The sequence below is a fragment of the Acinetobacter sp. YH12211 genome (genome assembly GCF_013418015.1).
In the GTDB taxonomy this organism is placed as follows: Bacteria; Pseudomonadota; Gammaproteobacteria; order Pseudomonadales; family Moraxellaceae; genus Acinetobacter; species Acinetobacter towneri.
On the sequence record NZ_VPCW01000027.1, the window covers coordinates 1 to 16,419 of the forward strand.

Sequence of the window (16,419 nt, forward strand, 5' to 3'; positions counted from 1 at the left end):
CTGCCATATTGGCAGGACTCTCGATTTTACTAAATACTCTTCAACTGCTCTCAGAATATTCAATAGATGAACTGAATGAAATCGCAACCATTGCACTAGGTACTTAAAGATGTGTAGATACCTATGCCTCCTTTAGCAAAGGAGGGAGGTTCCCCTCTTTATCCAAGAGGGGTTGGAGGAGATTTATCCGATTACCCTGCCTTTTTGAATGCAAAATCCCGACCAAAAAGCAGTTTGCTGCGGATATTGCTAATTGGTGTCTGGTCCGCAATCAGTTCTGCATACCAAGCCCCATCTTCAGTATCGCCAAATAGCACCGCACCAATGACTTTTTCCTGCTGGATGATGATCCGTTTATAAATCTGACGTTTTTCATCATTCAGCACGATATCTTCAAAATCATCCTGAGGTTCAAAATTTCCGGCCGAGAAGACATCACATCCACTGACCTTGAGTTGGGTCGGAACAGTCGGTGCCTTAAAGGTCAGTCGGCCATGTTCAGCCAGATGCGTCGCACAGATAAAGGCTTGTCCCCATAGGGGTTCAACCAATCCAAAGGTCTGACCACGATGCTCAATACATTCACCCACTGCATAAATACTCGGGTCATAGGTTTGCATGGTGTCATTCACCAGTACTCCACGATTGCAGCGCAAGCCAGCCTGTTCAGCCAGAGTTTTATTTGGTCGAATCCCGACGGCAAAAACTACCAAATCAGCATCCAGCACTGTCCCGTCTTTTAAACGCAGTTGAGTCACGTGGCCGTCTATACCGAGCAGCTCTTCGGTGTTGGCTTCAGTGATGATTCGAATGCCTTTATCTTCAATTGATTTTTTCAGCATTTGACTGGCTTTCATATCCAGTTGACGATCCATAATACGGTCCATCAGATGCAGCACAGTTACATTCATCCCCTGCTGCTTCAGTCCATAAGCTGCTTCTAGACCCAGCAACCCACCTCCAATCACGACGGCATTTTGCTTGGTTTTGCAGTAATCCAGCATGTGGTTAACATCCTGAATATCCCGGAAGCTAATCACGCCTTCAAGTTCAGCACCTGAAATTGGTGGTATAAAGGGTTTGGAACCAGTAGCGAGGATCAGACGATCATAAGCAACGACTTCGCCTTTTTGGGTGTGGACCTGTTTACGCGAACGGTCGATAGCGATGGCAGCATCCCCAGCAATGAATCGAATGCCTTTTTCAGCATACCAGTCGGCTGAATGCAGCATAATTTCGGCAAAGCTTTTCTCACCAGACAATACCGGTGACAACATGATCCGATTGTAATTGCCCCATGGCTCTTCCCCAATCACGGTAATGTCATAACGATCTGGCGCCATATCCAGCAAGTCTTCCAGACAGCGCATGCCCGCCAGCCCATTTCCGACCAGTACCAGTTTTAAACGCTCTGTGTTCTGACCATTACTGGAAATATAGGTCTTTTGTGGAGTCGGACTCACCAGAACTTTGCCATTTTCAATTCGGGTTGGAAATACCAGTAATTTCTGGTTTTGCTCTTCCAGACAACGGCCGGTCACCAGACTGAAATGCTGCTTATAAATTGGGGATGCGACTACACGCTCACCTTGCAGATCACCCAGAATGCCACGTGCCATGACATTGGCCAGACTAAATGGATCTTGATTGCTGAGTGCATACACCCGCTGTTCCTGACCCACGCGAAAAATTGCAATCTGCTGATCTTCAATCAGGGCTGCCACACCGGTATTCGGGGTAATCTCATCCAGATTGCAGACTTCGTACCAGTTCAGTTCGTTCATGTCTTTTAAAATTGTCATTTTCATTCTCCCTGACTGTGGTATTTAGGCTTCAACCACTGGAATACGGTTTAAATCACGTTCAGCTTCTGTCTTTGGACGAATCTGGCCACGTACAGGCGTAAACTGAATATTCGGGTCATTCTGCTCAGCTGCTTTGGCATTGATAAAAGTCTTAAAGCGTTTGCGTACTTCAGGATCTTCAATCGCGGTGCGCCATTCATCCTGATAAGTGCCAATCACATGCTGCATACGGCTTTCCAGTTCACCAGCAATACCCAGTGAATCATGCACAATGACATCTTTCAGATAGTCCAGCCCACCTTCCATATTGTCACGCCATACGCTGGTGCGTTGCAGACGATCTGCTGTCTGGATATAGAACATAAAGAAGCGGTCGATATATTTGATCAGTGTGGAAGTATCCAGATCCGAGGCAAGTAGTTCAGCATGGCGCGGTTTCATACCGCCATTGCCACATACATATAGATTCCAGCCTTTTTCGGTGGCAATGACACCGACATCCTTGCTCTGTGCTTCTGCACATTCACGGGTACAGCCAGATACTGCCATTTTGGTTTTATGTGGTGAACGCAGGCCTTTATAACGATTCTCCAGGAAAATCGCCAAGCCGACAGAATCATCGACTCCGAAACGGCACCAGGTACTGCCCACACAAGATTTCACCGTACGTAAGGATTTGCCGTAGGCATGTCCGGACTCGAAACCGGCATTGATCAGTTTTTCCCAGATTTCAGGCAGCTGATGTACCTGTGCACCAAACATGTCAATTCGTTGTCCGCCTGTGATTTTGGTATATAGACCATAATCTTTGGCGATCTGACCGATGGTAATCAGGCCATCCGGGGTAATTTCGCCGCCTGCAACACGTGGCACAATCGAATAAGAACCATCTTTCTGGATATTGCCCAAGTAATAGTCGTTGCTATCCTGCAAACCGGCATGACTTGGTTTTAGCACAAAATCATTCCAGCAAGATGCCAGAATATTGGCTACAGTCGGTTTGCAGATATCACAGCCCATGCCGTGCCCATGTTGCTGAATCAGGTCAGAGAATGTCTTGATCTCATGCACGCGTACCAGGTGATACAGTTCCTGACGTGAATAGGCAAAGTGTTCACACAGGTGATTGTTCACCGTGACACCCTGACGCTGTAATTCAGATTTGAGAACCTGCGTTACCAGTGGCGCACAGCCACCACATGCCGTTGCAGCCTGCGTGCATTTTTTCAGCGCACCCAATGAAGTTGCACCGCCATCAATGGCTGAACAGATATCAGCTTTGGAAACGTTATTACAGGAACAGATGGTCGCACTGTCAGGCAATAAATCGACACCACTACCACCTGATTTGGAGGTTGACTGATCAAAGCCCGGCATGATCAGGCTTTCCGGTTGCTCCGGTACAGCCAGACCATTCAGCATCATTTGCAGGAGATCACTATATTCTTTAGCACAGCCCACCAGCACCGCGCCCAGCAGCCTGGTCTTATCTGCTGACACCACGATTTTTTTATAAACCTGCGCGGCTTCATCAGCATAGAAATAGCTCAAAGCACCTGGGGACATGGCATGTGCATCACCAATAGAAGCAACATCCACGCCCATCAGTTTGAGCTTGGTACTCATGTCCGCACCAGCGAATGCATGACTTTCTTGGCCTAGGACATGTTTTGCCGCGATCCGCGCCATGTCATAGCCTGGTGCAACCAGACCATAAATTTTATTGTCCCAAAGTGCACATTCACCAATCGCATAAATGTCCGGATGTGAGGTTTGGCAATAATCATTAATGATAATGCCGCCACGCTCACCAATCAGTAAACCACTTTGGCGCGCCAGTTCATCACGCGGACGAATGCCGGCCGAGAACAGGATGATATCGGTTTCAAGCACCGAACCATCTCCGAACTTCATTACATGCTGAGTGCTGTCACCATCTTCAATACTTGACGTGGCCTTTTGAGTATGTACCTTGACACCCAGGTCTTCAATTTTAGAGCGCAGTATCTGGCCGCCCAGATCATCAATCTGCACCGCCATCAGACGCGGAGCAAATTCTACGACATGGGTTTCCAGATTCAGATCTCGCAGGGCTTTCGCTGCTTCCAGCCCTAGCAAGCCGCCGCCAATCACTACGCCAGTTTTGGCATTCAGACTGGCTGCACGAATGGCATCCAGATCTTCAATGGTACGATAAACAAAGCAATTCTGACGGTCATTGCCCGGGATTGGTGGCACAAAGGCATAAGAACCGGTAGCGAGAATCAACTTGTCAAAACTCAGCACATCACCCTGGCTGGTGGTGACGGTTTTATGGAGCTGATCAATTTCAACCGCTTTAGTATTAAGTCGCAAATCAATGCCATAAGCATCGGCAAAATCACTACGACACAGACTCAAATCCTTGACCGACTTGCCGCTGAAATATTCGGTCAAATGTACCCGGTCATAAGCTAAATGTGGCTCTTCTGCCAAAATGGTCAGCTCAATGTCATCACCGGCCTGTTCCAGTACAGATTCGATGAATTTATGCCCCACCATGCCATGCCCAATCATGAGAATTTTCATATCTGCACTCCAACTATTGTTTTTTTAAAGATGATAAAAAGCCACATATCACGTCTAGGCATTGATATGTCTGCTGATTGAATATGTTGTAAATACCGCGACCCAGCACTTTGTAATGCTGGAGGAAGGGTTGAAACGCTTGTGCGTTTTGTATTGCTGAACAACTGACCATGTCATTTATCCTGTGCTGAACGAAATACCAATCACACTCCTTGAAAGTGCAATTACGATCAGAACGGACATCGTTGGCCGTTGTTAGTATTGAAAGTCATCTTTGACGATTTAATAAATGCAGAAACCGTGCCAACTTTTTTAATAGAAAAATGCCTTGTTTCAGGCAGATGATCTACCTAAACGCTTCATTTTGATCAGCCATCAGCTGAAATCCCTAAAGCTATGCACTAAATTGAACAGAAAAATAGAATTTTATGCACCAATTTAATGGCATGTTTTTTGCTTTATTCGTGCTTGAATATTCCTTAGGCCTTACTTGAAAATATTCCATGTCCAAATTACGAATAGCTCTTATTGATGATGATCTGGAGCGCGCTCAATTTATCCAGGAATCCCTGCTTTTACATGATTTTCAGGTGGTGGCCTGTCTCATCCTGAATGACCTGAATATGGTGCATGTCAAAGGCATTCATGCCGATGTGATTCTGCTGAATATGGATCATCCACATCGGGATATTATTGAAAGCTGCGTCAGCCAATATGAACTTCCGACCGTGCTGTTTACCCAGAACTCCAATAAAGACACCATCAAAAGTGCGATTGATGCCGGAATCACGGCTTATATTGTCGATGGTATTGATCCCACCAAACTAGAAAGCATTCTGGAAATTTCAATTGAACAGTTTCGCAAGCATAAAAAGCTGCTGAATGATTTAAAAGAAACCCAGGACAAGCTGATTGATCGTAAAGATATTGATAAAGCCAAAGCACTGCTCATCCAGCTACATGCATTAACGGAAGAACAAGCCTTTGCTTTATTGCGTAAAAATGCCATGAGTCACCGGATTACCATTGGTGAAATGGCCAGACGCTTACTGGATGCACAGAAGCTGTTATTGGGCCAATAAGGAAAAGCATATGTCCACATTAGAAAAAACTGAACTCAATATTGGCTATATTCCTTTACTTGATTGTGTTGCCATTCTCTGGGCCGAAAAACAGGGGTATTTTTCCGAGCAAGGATTAACCATCAATTTAATCCGTGAAGCCTCCTGGTCAAGTTTGCGTGACCGTTTGGCCTATGGCTTTCTGGATGCTGCACATTGTCTGTCCGCCATGTTGCCCGCTGCTGCCTTGGGCACAGACCAGTTACAGGTAACTTTACAAACCCCTCTAGTACTGAGCGTGAATCAGGCTTTTATTAGCCTGCGCCAAGATCTGTGTTATGAACTCGGCATCCAGCCAGGGGATGATGAAAAAAGTACCTCAAGGAAACTGGTACTGGCTTTACAACAGGATCATCCCATCAATCTGGCCTATGTCTATAAATATTCGATTCACCATTACTGCTTAAAAGAATGGTTGGCGCTAACCGATCTACAACTGGCCAAGAATATCCAGCTGATGACCTCTCCACCGCCTTCCATGGTAAAAGGAATCGCAGAACAGGTATTTGATGGTTTTTGCGTGGGAGAACCCTGGAATATTCAGGCCAAACTTGAAGGCTATAGTTTTATCGTTGCGGCGAGCCAGAATGTCATTCCAAAAGTTGCCGATAAAGTCTTAGCCATGACCCAGGAATGGGCAGAACAGCATCCATTTACTGTAGAGGCAGTGGTCAAGGCAGTACAAAAAGCGCAGGATGATTTAAAGCAGTGCAGTGATTTATCAGAAGTATGGGACATGCTGGTAGACTATCAGATTATTCAGTTTGAATGTTCCGCCCAGCGGCATGTCTATGACTTTTACAAGATTAAGAATATCATCCGGAATTTTGTTGGGGAAAGTGCCGAACCGAAAGTCGATGATTTTATCTGGCTCCTGCAGCAGATGGATAAATGGGAAAATATTGAAATGACCGCAGCCAAAAAAAAACAGATTGCGCAATCCTGTATTTATCAGCAAGAAGTGACCGTTGTTTAAAATATTATCTATTCTCATAAAAAAAGACCCAGAAAAATTTTGGGTCTTTTAGATTTAACGTTTTATTTAGCTGAATGCCTGTTGTAAACCCAGTACGGTTCAGTTAGCATTAACACTTAGGTTGTCAGTGAATTGATGTTGTGTAATAGCCCCCAATTAAAACGGACACTTCTCAATTAAGACCTAGTCAATTGTGGTTGAACTGTGTAATCGCTTGAGATGGAGAATGACGTTCATCCTGCTTTTCAGCAGTTATAGTGATGATTGGCAGTTGAAATATTTCTAAATGTACTCCTGTTCCAGCAGCAGAGCTATGTTGTACATTCAAACCATAAATTAAATTGATCGACAATCGCATCTGCAGTAATAACAGAAATAGAGGCAGGCGCTTTTTGTAAACAATCTGTACCCAAACCCTCAGTCTTTACTGTAAAACTAAAATACGGCGTGGTTTCATTGGCTGTGATGACAATCGTATCAAATTATTGAATACCATTTTCTGCATCAACCCAAGGTACCCAACACAGCGATGACAGAATGAAGATTTTTAAAGGCGCAGTGAATATATTCTGTTTGAATTTACAATTGTACATATAAAATCTTGCATTAAAAAAGTAGTGATGCTTGAGGCATTTAGCTGTGCAGATTATGACAATTCGCGTTGAATTAATCGAGTAAAAGTCTGGGTAAATTGCTGTCCTTGCTCTGCAAAAAACCAATTTACATGTCCAACAATCCAATCATAATAAGCAGCATCGGCATGTTTCAGGTTTTGGGTAATCCCGACAAAATATTCAAGCTCTGAAAATGCGAAATCCAAATGCACAATTTTTAGCAGTTCTGGCAAAATGCTAAAGTCTTGTTGCGGATGTATTTCTGCAAAATACGCCTGTAAAAACGCGCTTAAACCCGCTTCGTCAATATTGATTTGTAATGTATGTTCTAAAGCTAACCAATCTATAAAGTTACGCTCAATCGTTACCGCAAGATCATAAAGCGCTGAATTTCGATCCGATAAGCCAAAATCAATCACCGCGGTAATATTGGCATCGGCACTTTGCGTAGACCAAAACAGATTAGAAGCATGCAAATCATTATGCGTCCAAATTTTAGTGGTCTGCTGCAATATATGCTTAATTTTATGATGCGTCTGAGATACACGCTCTAAAAAAACGGCGTCTAAGTTTTTATCGGCAAAATAACGGCTCAATTCAGGGCTATTTTGAATACGTTGCTGAATAGCCGTTACAATATTTTCACTTTCTAAAAGCTGCTGATTTGATACTAAATAACGCGCCGATCTGCCATGTAACTCAGGAAAATCCTGCATGGCGACATGCAATTTGGCAAGCAAACTTCCCACTTTTGCAGCATGTTCTGTATAGAAAAACGGCGTCCAAGATTGCTGATCGACATATAAGTCAAAACCTGCTGCTTTTTCGTAGACTTCATAAGTCCAGTCGCCCATTTCTAAAGCGGTCAGTCCGCAATTCGAGGCAATTAATGTCGCAACAGGAATGTTTTTACTGGCTAAATGTCGCAAAAAAGCATGCTCTTGCAAAATATCTTGCGCATTACGAAATGAACGATGACTGCGTTTAATGAAATACGAGCGACTTCCTATTTTATCTGTACTGACTGCATCCTGCGTGACTTCAATCACTGCGGCTGATGAAAATGGGCGCGGACTGCACCACAGAATTTGAATACCCCCTTGCAAGCATGGGTAATACGGTTGCAGGTTGTGTAATTCTGAGACAGTCAGATGTGCCCAATCTTTATATTCCCAGTCATTCCCCATGCCATGACCTAAATCATGTGTGATTGTGGTCATTTTCGATATTCCTTAACCTGATCAGCATTGTGTAATCGTATATTCCCTGCCATCCATCTCAAATAATCATTTTTTAGATAGATGATAGCTATTTAATTAACGGTCTTGGCTTGTCGTAAACGCAAATTCACTTCATCTACAATCTGATCTAAACCTGTGTCATAAGCAGCTTCACTCACAAAAGACACCATATTTTGTGTAACTTGCGGCAAATTGTAATCTGCATACCATGACAATGAATTCACTTCTATTTCACGTTCACCCTGCAAAATCACGAATCTTTTTTGCATCCAAGCCTGCAAATTTTCACCCGTATAGGCATCATAAAAAATAATATCGGTCAGATAAAAATCTTTCATCATGTAGGAGTAAGCCACGCTATTTTCTTCTGGCTCATAATTAAAAAAAGGTGTGGTGGTCAGATGAAACTCAACCAGAAAATGACGTTTTAAACGATGATTTTGATATTCCGCTTTGACTTTAATCGGGCAACTGATTTGCGCAAAATCAATTTCATGTTCAGTATTTTGCTTAAAATATTCAGCCAAAGACCAGACCTGATGTTTAATGAAATCCTGCATTAAAAACTCAGGTTCAAGTTGTGAATTGATTAATCCCAACAGTAAAGATTCAACTTCTTCTTTCGTTAAATAAATGTCTTCAACAATATGCATGCCAATCTCTAAATATGCTGCTGCGATAGAAAAATCCTAACGGAAAGGCTTGTGTTTGTATAGCTATGCAATCGTAGAGTGTGATCTATATCTAGCAATCAATTATCCACGTAGATTGAATCTTAATCATGTTTTCAGCTATGCTATCAACACATCAAATTTCACTTCAAACACGCCTCGTTGCGTAGGAGTAATCTCATGTCTAAGAAGTTACCTATTTACTTCTCTGACGCTGCTTGGGCGTCATTACAAAAAATCATGGGCAGCGATGGTAAACCCAGCCCTAGCCTGAATGCCCTGCTTGAACAAATTGAATTGCTGAATCAGCATGATTTTCAAGCGCTTGCTAAAAGAAAAACGCTGCATCTTCCCGTAACAATAGAATCCATTCCTGCAGGTTTTCCTTCGCCTGCTCAAGACTATATTGATAAAAATATTGATCTGAATGAATATCTCATTTCCAATGAAAATGCGACCTTTTTAAATGTGGTACGCACCACCTCTATGGTGAATGCAGGGCTTGAATACGGCGATATTGTACTGGTAGATCGCAGTAAAGAAGCCAAACACCGCAGCATTGTGGTTGCATTAATCGACCAAAAAGACCTGACTATTAAACGCTTGATGATTACAGCCAAAATGTCTAAAAGTGAATTGGCCGAACATTTTGGTGAAGACTACGACCCTGCCACTTTGCCCGAAGCTTGGCTCAAGGCAGAAAGCCCCGACTACGACAGCATTTACCTGAAAGATGGGCAAACTTTTGAAGTGTTTGCCGTGGTCACGTGGAATTTAAAAAACCTGATGGTTTAAACCCACAATAACGCATAAAAAAGCCGAATAAGTAGAATAGTCATGAAAGCTTTAGAGCAAGTTTTTGCGCTCATTGACATTAATAATTGTTATGTGAGCTGTGAGCGGTTGTTTCAACCACACCTGAATCATCGTCCTGTGGTGGTGCTTTCCAATAACGATGGCTGCGTGGTGTCACGTTCCGAAGAAGCCAAACGACTTGGCATTAAAATGGCTGTGCCCTTTTACCAAGTTCAAGAATTAATTCAACAACATGATGTTGCGGTCTTTTCAAGTAATTATGCGCTCTATGCAGAAATGTCCAGACGTTTTAATAATATTATTCAAGAATTTGTCAGTGCCAAAGATGTTGAAATTTATTCGATTGATGAAACTTTTATTGAGTTGAGTTCATATTCTCAGCGCGATTTAAACGCACTTGCACAGGAAATTAAAACAACCTTGTGGAAATGGCTGGCTCTTCCTGTTTGTGTTGGTATTGGTCAAAGTAAAACTGAAGCCAAACTAGCCAATCATCTTGCTAAGCGAAACCGCTATTTCAACGGCGTATGTAATTTACTGGATATGGATTTATGCAGCAAAGAAGCCTTGTTTCAACACATTGATGCCGCTGAAGTCTGGGGTGTGGGACGCAAAAACGCTAAAAAATTACAATCATTGGGTATCCGTTCTGTATTTGATCTAGCAACAAGCAATCCAGACCAAATGGAGCGCCAATTTTCTATTTTGATGAAAAAAACCATTCTTGAACTCACAGGTACAGCATGTATTGAACTGGAGCACAATACCGTAAGTAAGCAGCAAATCATCAGCTCACGTTCTTTTGGGCAGCGTGTAACAGATATTCATGCGCTTTCAGAAGCTTTGAGCGATTATTTACAATCTGCTGTGCAAAGGCTCAGAGCTGAAAAAAGTTTATGTGGTTGTATGATCATTTTTGCGCAATCTAACCGTTTTGATCCGCGCCAAGTTTTTTACAATCAATCGGTCACTATTGCTTTCAATGAGCCAACAGATTCTGCTTTGCTCATGAACAAAGCCATGATGAAGCATGTGACAACGCTATTTCAGGAAGGGATTGCCTTTAAAAAATGTGGTGTGATTTTAACGGGACTTGAACCCAAACAAAGCTATATTCACGACCTGCTTACAGATACTGACGCCATTGAAAAACAGGAACAATTACAGCAAGTGTTGGATACCGTGAAAAATAAATTTGGTGTGCAAAAACTCGCCATTGGAGCATGTAAATTGCAAGGTCGAACTTGGGCGATGCAGCGCAGCCATTTAAGCCCGAATTATTTTAGCTGGGAAGGTTTATTGGCGCTTGGTGATTAGCAGTGATTTGATTGGGCTAAAAAAGCTCACAATATGAGACCTAATTTAATGCTTAAAAGTACTACAAAGTAGTATACAATTAAACACTACAAAGTAGTATAAAGGTGTTTGATGTATACCATCTGTGAGACTACTTTTTTTACCAATGAATATCCCTACTATTGGACTGAAGAACAATACAATGACTTTAAAATTTTCATTGCCGAGAACCCTACAGCAGGAGATGTAGAACCTGGTACTGGCGGCGTTCGTAAAATTCGATGGGGTGGAAAGAGTAAAGGTAAACAAGGTGGTGTTCGTGTAATTTATTACAACCGTTTAGCAAATGGCGAAATTTGGTTATTGACCTTATATAGTAAAGACACAATTACCCAACTTGAGAAAAAGACACTTAGACAATTAGCGGAGTTACTGAAATGAGTCGTTTATTAAGTGACAAAGAATTGGAAGCTCGAGAAGCAAAACGAGACTTAAATGTTGAATTATTAGAAGGCGTTAAACAAATGCTTGCTAATAACGCAGCAAGAAAAACTGTGATCAATGAAACAGATGTTGCTTTAGCACGAAGAAAGTCTGAACTCACTCAAGATCAATTTGCTAAAATTTTAGGTATCTCTAAACGTACATTGGAATCTTGGGAGCAAGGTGTTAGAAGACCTTCAGGAGCAGCTCAATCACTGATTAAATTGTTTATTTTAGATCCTCAATTTGTTCGTGACCATCTCGCTTAAATGAAATAGCCCTCAACAACGAGGGTTATTATTTTGCCTTTCCTATAGCAACAGCAAATCTTAGATAGCATTTGAAATGCAACACCATGTTGTTGCTATAATACCTGACTCGGACTTTTAAAGCCGAGTCTTTTTCTTGGACGGTGATTCAAATCAGAACAGCGTTCTACTTCTGCAAGATTAGTCTTTATTCAGCCCAACAAACTTGGCACGTGCTTTATGCAGTTTTTTGTAGCTGTCGATTAAACGTAAATGACGATCTAAACCTTCAAGCTGCATATTGGTTTCGGTTAGACCATAGAAACGTACTGTGCCTTCAACAGAACCCATGACTGCATCCATACGTTCATTGCCAAACATACGGCGGAAATTGACAGCATAATCGGCAATATCCATTTCATCATCTAAAATAACTTCAAGCACGACATTCATACATTGATAGAACAAGCCACGTTCTACGGTATTGGTGTTGTATTGTAAGAATGCTTCGACTAAATCTTTAGCTTCTTCAAACTGTTCTAATGCCAAATAAATCAACAGTTTTAATTCGAGGATGGTGAGCTGCCCCCAAACGGTATTGTCATCAAATTCAATGCCAATTAAGGTTTTGATTTCGGTATAGTCATCTAGCTCACATTCTTCCAAACGCTCAACTAAAGCTTCAAGTTGCTCATCATCCAAACGGTGCAGATTTAAAACGTCTTCACGGTACAGCAAAGCTTTATTGGTATTATCCCAAATCAGGTCTTCTACCAAATACACTTCTGAATAATCAGGGACTAAAATTCGGCAAGCAGTTGCACCTAAATGTTCATAAATCGCCATATAGGATTCTTTGCCCATTTCTTCTAAAATCGCAAATAAAGCCTCAGCTTCTTCGACATTGCTATATTGACCATTGTTGGTGAAATCCCACTCTACAAATTCATGGTCTGCCTGCGCGCTAAAGAAACGCCAAGACACTACACCACTAGAATCAATAAAGTGTTCAACATAGTTATTCGGCTCAGTTACCGCATTCGTGCTAAAGGTCGGCTGTGGTAAATCATTTAAACCTTCAAAACTACGCCCTTGCAATAGTTCAGTTAAGCTGCGCTCTAAAGCGACTTTAAAGTTTGGATGTGCACCAAATGAAGCAAAAACACCGCCTGTACGCGGGTTCATTAAGGTCACACACATGACAGGGAATTGACCGCCTAAAGACGCATCTTTCACCAATACTGGGAAACCTTGTTCTTCTAAAGCCTGAATACCTGCCACAATACTTGGATATTTTGCCAAAACTTCTTGCGGTACATCAGGCAGGCTCATTTCTTCCTGAATAATTTCACGCTTCACTGCACGTTCAAAAATTTCAGATAAACACTGCACTTGAGCTTCTGCAAGCGTGTTACCTGCACTCATCCCGTTACTTAAATATAAGTTTTCAATTAAATTTGATGGGAAATATACCGTTTCACCATCGGATTGACGCACAAATGGCAATGAACAAATACCACGTTCAGTATTGCCTGAGTTGGTGTCATATAAATGTGTGCCCAGCAACTCATCTTCAGGATCATAAATTTCTAAGCAATATTCATCTAAAATTTCTTTAGGCAATTCACCATTTGGGCCAGGCTTAAACCATTTTTCATTTGGATAATGCACAAATTCGGCATTGGCAATCTCTTCACCCCAGAACTGATCGTTATAGAAGAAGTTACAGTTCAAACGTTCAATGAATTCACCCAAAGCAGATGCTAATGCACTTTCTTTGGTTGCGCCTTTACCATTGGTAAAACACATTGGCGATTGCGCATCACGAATATGTAATGACCAGACATTTGGCACGATATTACGCCATGAGGCAATCTCAATTTTCATGCCCAAACCTGCCAAAATACCCGACATATTGGCAATAGTTTCTTCAAGCGGTAAATCTTTACCAGCAATAAAAGTCGCTTGAGATGAAGTCAAGTTCGGCATCAGCAAAGCTTGTGCATCGGCATCAATGCTTTCGACTTGCTCAATCACAAACTCAGGGCCTGTTTGCACGACTTTCTTTACGGTACAACGGTCAATAGAACGTAAAATCCCCTGACGGTCTTTTTCAGAAATATCTGCAGGCAATTCCACCTGAATTTTAAAAATCTGTTTATAACGGTTTTCAGGATCGACAATATTGTTTTGAGATAAGCGGATATTATCGGTTGGAATATCACGTGATTGGCAATAAACCTTCACGAAATACGCAGCACACAATGCAGATGACGCAAGGAAATAATCAAATGGGCCTGGCGCAGAACCATCGCCTTTATAACGGATGGGCTGATCGGCAATGACGGTAAAATCGTCAAATTTAGCTTCAAGACGCAAGTTGTCTAAATAATTGACTTTAATTTCCATGCAGGCACCTATTGTATGTGCCTACTCAGACACAAAATTATAAAATATTGATTTATAAGCCGAATCAAGAGGGAGAATAAGACTTAAAAAATGAGGTTTGAAGTCATCGCAACTATTTAACAGCGACTCAAGAATATGCGGCAACATTATAAAGTGATTTGGGTGAATTGATAATGCTATAAATACAGATTTACTGAATTTAAGCAAAGTTGCTAATTAATATACACAAACATAATATATTTAAATGTATGGTATATTGTCTTTAGGTTCTAATCTGCTTGATGGTGAAACAACATGAAATATACCGAACTCACTGCTGAAATTTCGTCTAATATCAAATCCATTAAAGAACAATCTCCCGATTTACTTAAAAGTTTTAATGCCCTATCACAAGTTGCGATGAAAGACGGCGTAATTGATGCCAAAACCAAAGAGTTTATTGCGCTTGCAATTGGTGTGGCACAACGCTGTGATGGTTGTATCGGTTTTCACGTCAGAACTTTGGTCAAAATGGGCATGACTTTTGAAGAATTGAATGAAATTTTAGGTATTGCTGTTTATATGGGCGGTGGCCCATCACTCATGTATGCCGCAAACGCCGTGGCAGCATTTAAAGAGTTTTCTCCATCTACAGCCGAATAACAGCATCAAATTATTTACCGAGTCGAAACTATGTTAAATATCCATAATGAATGGGATGAACGCTACAGCCAACATGACCATATTTATGGTGAACAAGCCAATGCGTTCATTCAGGACATTACGCAAAAACTGTCTATTCACGGCAAAACTTTGGGCTTGGCCGAAGGTGAAGGTCGTAACTTGTTATATTTGGCCGCTTTGGCACAAGCCAATGGGCAAGCATTTGAAGCAGATTTGTGGGACTACTCGCAAGTTGCTTTAGATAAGGCCCAAGGCTATGCACAGCAACGTGGTTTAAGTCTAAATACACGAAAGCAAGATTTAAGTCAGGTGAATTGGCCAGCGAATCAATATGACAACGTGATTTGCGTATTTGGTCACTTTAACCCTGAAACACAGCAAAAAGTGTTAAATGGCGTGCGCGAAACTTTGGTCAACGGCGGTTTATTTGTTGGTGAGCTGTATTCTACTCGTCAGCTAGAATATAAAACGGGCGGCCCACGTGCAGTAGAAATGCTGTACGATCCTATCGAGTTTTTAAGCCATTTTAAACACGATCATCTGATTCATTTCTTTGTGGGCGATGTAGAACGCTCAGAAGGCAAACTGCATCAGGGCAAATCCCACGTCATTCAATTTGCGATTCGTATTCAGAAATAAAAGACTGAATCTTTTACACCAAAAAGCTTGCTCCAATGCAATTAGAGCAAGCTTTTTTGCGCTTTAGATTTGAATATTCAGTTAGATATTTGCTCGGAAATTTTTAAAATCACTCAAACACATCTTTCATAGATTTTGGCATTCCTTGTACCGACTGTAATTCGCCCTGTTTATTTTTCCAAAGCACAACAGGTGTGGCAAAGAACTCGTATTTATCCATCAGTGCCTGATTCTGTTCTAAGGTTTTTTCTACATGTACAGGCACAGTTTTTTGCTCGATCAGCTTTTTTTGTCCGTATTGACGATGGAACGCATTAAAGGTCTGCTGTGGGTTTTTCGCCATTAATAAAGTCGCGGCCTGCCCTTTGCTTTCAGGTCGGATCACCGCCACAATAATATGTCTTAACTGAACTTTGCCAGATTCTACCCACGGACGTGCCTGCTTCCAAAAGGTATGGCAATACGGACAATTCGGGTCTGAAAACACGTAGACAATTTTTTCAGCACTGGTTTGCCCATCCTGAATCCAAGTAGCGTGTTCCAGACTTTGCCACACATCTTCAAGTACCGACTTTTTCACATAACGGTCTAAAGCATCGACGGTTAAATTATTGCCTTGTGCATCAAACAAAGTGCCTACAATATAGTATTTCTGATCATTGGAAATAAACACTGTCGCAGGACTTTGTTCAATATGCCCTGCCCAACCTGTCATTTGTGCAGGTGCCTGAATTTGCTGCACAAACTTAAAACCTTCTTTTTCAATGTGCTGTTTGAGGTTGTCCTGTGCTTGCAGCATACTCACACTACTGGCAAGACTCATACCTATCGCCAGTTTCAGCATGTTATTTTTGATGTTAGATGTCATA

15 protein-coding genes are annotated in these 16,419 nt (G+C 41.8%); 8 read left to right on the plus strand and 7 right to left on the minus strand.

Annotated elements, in window-relative coordinates:
- Nucleotides 1-191: 191 nt before the first annotated feature.
- Both nirD and nirB read right to left on the minus strand, forming a co-directional pair.
- Nucleotides 192-1,802, minus strand: coding sequence for a nitrite reductase small subunit NirD (gene nirD / locus FTU98_RS11240; RefSeq protein ID WP_180051425.1), 1,611 nt, complete (start codon nt 1,800-1,802; stop codon nt 192-194).
- Nucleotides 1,803-1,826: 24 nt separating this feature from the next.
- Nucleotides 1,827-4,373: a nitrite reductase large subunit NirB gene (gene nirB / locus FTU98_RS11245; protein WP_218948284.1), complete on the minus strand. Its 2,547-nt coding sequence runs from the start codon at nt 4,371-4,373 to the stop codon at nt 1,827-1,829.
- Between the two features lie 503 nt (nt 4,374-4,876).
- On the opposite strand from nirB, the gene FTU98_RS11250 reads away from it, so the two are divergent.
- Together FTU98_RS11250 and FTU98_RS11255 are read left to right on the plus strand one after the other, a co-directional pair.
- On the plus strand, nt 4,877-5,455 hold the full coding sequence (locus tag FTU98_RS11250; protein WP_070154220.1) for an ANTAR domain-containing response regulator: 579 nt from the start codon (nt 4,877-4,879) through the stop codon (nt 5,453-5,455).
- 10 nt (nt 5,456-5,465) lie between these two features.
- Complete coding sequence (locus FTU98_RS11255; RefSeq protein WP_179990452.1) at nt 5,466-6,470, plus strand: ABC transporter substrate-binding protein; 1,005 nt, start codon at nt 5,466-5,468, stop codon at nt 6,468-6,470.
- A 187-nt stretch (nt 6,471-6,657) separates the two neighbouring features.
- Here FTU98_RS11255 and FTU98_RS11260 read toward each other — a convergent pair whose 3' ends face one another.
- The 3 genes from FTU98_RS11260 to FTU98_RS11270 form a co-directional block, all read right to left on the minus strand.
- On the minus strand, nt 6,658-6,822 hold the full coding sequence (locus tag FTU98_RS11260; protein WP_178867722.1) for a hypothetical protein: 165 nt from the start codon (nt 6,820-6,822) through the stop codon (nt 6,658-6,660).
- Nucleotides 6,823-7,116: 294 nt separating this feature from the next.
- Complete coding sequence (locus tag FTU98_RS11265; RefSeq protein WP_180051426.1) at nt 7,117-8,304, minus strand: phosphotransferase enzyme family protein; 1,188 nt, start codon at nt 8,302-8,304, stop codon at nt 7,117-7,119.
- A 92-nt stretch (nt 8,305-8,396) separates the two neighbouring features.
- The gene (locus tag FTU98_RS11270; protein ID WP_004973810.1) at nt 8,397-8,978 is read right to left on the minus strand and encodes a hypothetical protein; all 582 of its coding nucleotides are present in this window, start codon (nt 8,976-8,978) and stop codon (nt 8,397-8,399) included.
- A 198-nt stretch (nt 8,979-9,176) separates the two neighbouring features.
- Here FTU98_RS11270 and FTU98_RS11275 point away from each other — a divergent pair, with 198 nt between their 5' ends.
- The 4 genes from FTU98_RS11275 (at nt 9,177) to FTU98_RS11290 (ending at nt 11,860) form a co-directional block, all read left to right on the plus strand.
- On the plus strand, nt 9,177-9,791 hold the full coding sequence (locus tag FTU98_RS11275; RefSeq protein ID WP_096902350.1) for a LexA family transcriptional regulator: 615 nt from the start codon (nt 9,177-9,179) through the stop codon (nt 9,789-9,791).
- 42 nt (nt 9,792-9,833) lie between these two features.
- Entirely contained in the window at nt 9,834-11,129 is a 1,296-nt protein-coding gene (locus FTU98_RS11280) for a Y-family DNA polymerase (RefSeq protein ID WP_154320752.1), read from the plus strand.
- Nucleotides 11,130-11,240: 111 nt separating this feature from the next.
- Entirely contained in the window at nt 11,241-11,549 is a 309-nt protein-coding gene (locus tag FTU98_RS11285) for a transcriptional regulator (RefSeq protein ID WP_096902348.1), read from the plus strand.
- A complete protein-coding gene (locus FTU98_RS11290) occupies nt 11,546-11,860 on the plus strand; it encodes a DNA-binding transcriptional regulator (protein WP_004973819.1) in 315 nt (104 codons plus the stop codon). Before FTU98_RS11285 ends, FTU98_RS11290 begins: the two co-directional genes overlap by 4 nt.
- A 180-nt stretch (nt 11,861-12,040) precedes the next feature.
- Here FTU98_RS11290 and FTU98_RS11295 read toward each other — a convergent pair whose 3' ends face one another.
- Nucleotides 12,041-14,248, minus strand: a complete 2,208-nt coding sequence (locus FTU98_RS11295) for an OsmC domain/YcaO domain-containing protein (RefSeq protein ID WP_154320753.1) — start codon at nt 14,246-14,248, stop codon at nt 12,041-12,043.
- 294 nt (nt 14,249-14,542) lie between these two features.
- Between FTU98_RS11295 and FTU98_RS11300 the strand changes: the two genes are divergently transcribed.
- Nucleotides 14,543-14,890, plus strand: coding sequence for a carboxymuconolactone decarboxylase family protein (locus tag FTU98_RS11300; RefSeq protein WP_004973824.1), 348 nt, complete (start codon nt 14,543-14,545; stop codon nt 14,888-14,890).
- Nucleotides 14,891-14,920: 30 nt separating this feature from the next.
- Entirely contained in the window at nt 14,921-15,550 is a 630-nt protein-coding gene (locus FTU98_RS11305) for a class I SAM-dependent methyltransferase (RefSeq protein ID WP_178319301.1), read from the plus strand.
- Between the two features lie 109 nt (nt 15,551-15,659).
- On the opposite strand, the gene dsbG is transcribed toward FTU98_RS11305, so the two are convergent.
- Nucleotides 15,660-16,418 carry a thiol:disulfide interchange protein DsbG gene (gene dsbG, locus FTU98_RS11310; protein WP_004973828.1) on the minus strand — a complete coding sequence of 253 codons (759 nt, stop codon included), beginning with the start codon at nt 16,416-16,418 and terminating at the stop codon, nt 15,660-15,662.
- Nucleotide 16,419: the final 1 nt, after the last annotated feature.

Coding starts and splice junctions, on each gene's coding strand:
- nirD (WP_180051425.1), bottom strand. CDS start 1,802: ATGACAATTTTAAAAGACATGAACGAACTGAACTGGTACGAAGTCTGC.
- nirB (WP_218948284.1), bottom strand. CDS start 4,373: ATGAAAATTCTCATGATTGGGCATGGCATGGTGGGGCATAAATTCATC.
- FTU98_RS11250 (WP_070154220.1), top strand. CDS start 4,877: ATGTCCAAATTACGAATAGCTCTTATTGATGATGATCTGGAGCGCGCT.
- FTU98_RS11255 (WP_179990452.1), top strand. CDS start 5,466: ATGTCCACATTAGAAAAAACTGAACTCAATATTGGCTATATTCCTTTA.
- FTU98_RS11265 (WP_180051426.1), bottom strand. CDS start 8,304: ATGACCACAATCACACATGATTTAGGTCATGGCATGGGGAATGACTGG.
- FTU98_RS11270 (WP_004973810.1), bottom strand. CDS start 8,978: ATGCATATTGTTGAAGACATTTATTTAACGAAAGAAGAAGTTGAATCT.
- FTU98_RS11275 (WP_096902350.1), top strand. CDS start 9,177: ATGTCTAAGAAGTTACCTATTTACTTCTCTGACGCTGCTTGGGCGTCA.
- FTU98_RS11280 (WP_154320752.1), top strand. CDS start 9,834: ATGAAAGCTTTAGAGCAAGTTTTTGCGCTCATTGACATTAATAATTGT.
- FTU98_RS11285 (WP_096902348.1), top strand. CDS start 11,241: ATGTATACCATCTGTGAGACTACTTTTTTTACCAATGAATATCCCTAC.
- FTU98_RS11290 (WP_004973819.1), top strand. CDS start 11,546: ATGAGTCGTTTATTAAGTGACAAAGAATTGGAAGCTCGAGAAGCAAAA.
- FTU98_RS11295 (WP_154320753.1), bottom strand. CDS start 14,248: ATGGAAATTAAAGTCAATTATTTAGACAACTTGCGTCTTGAAGCTAAA.
- FTU98_RS11300 (WP_004973824.1), top strand. CDS start 14,543: ATGAAATATACCGAACTCACTGCTGAAATTTCGTCTAATATCAAATCC.
- FTU98_RS11305 (WP_178319301.1), top strand. CDS start 14,921: ATGTTAAATATCCATAATGAATGGGATGAACGCTACAGCCAACATGAC.
- dsbG (WP_004973828.1), bottom strand. CDS start 16,418: ATGACATCTAACATCAAAAATAACATGCTGAAACTGGCGATAGGTATG.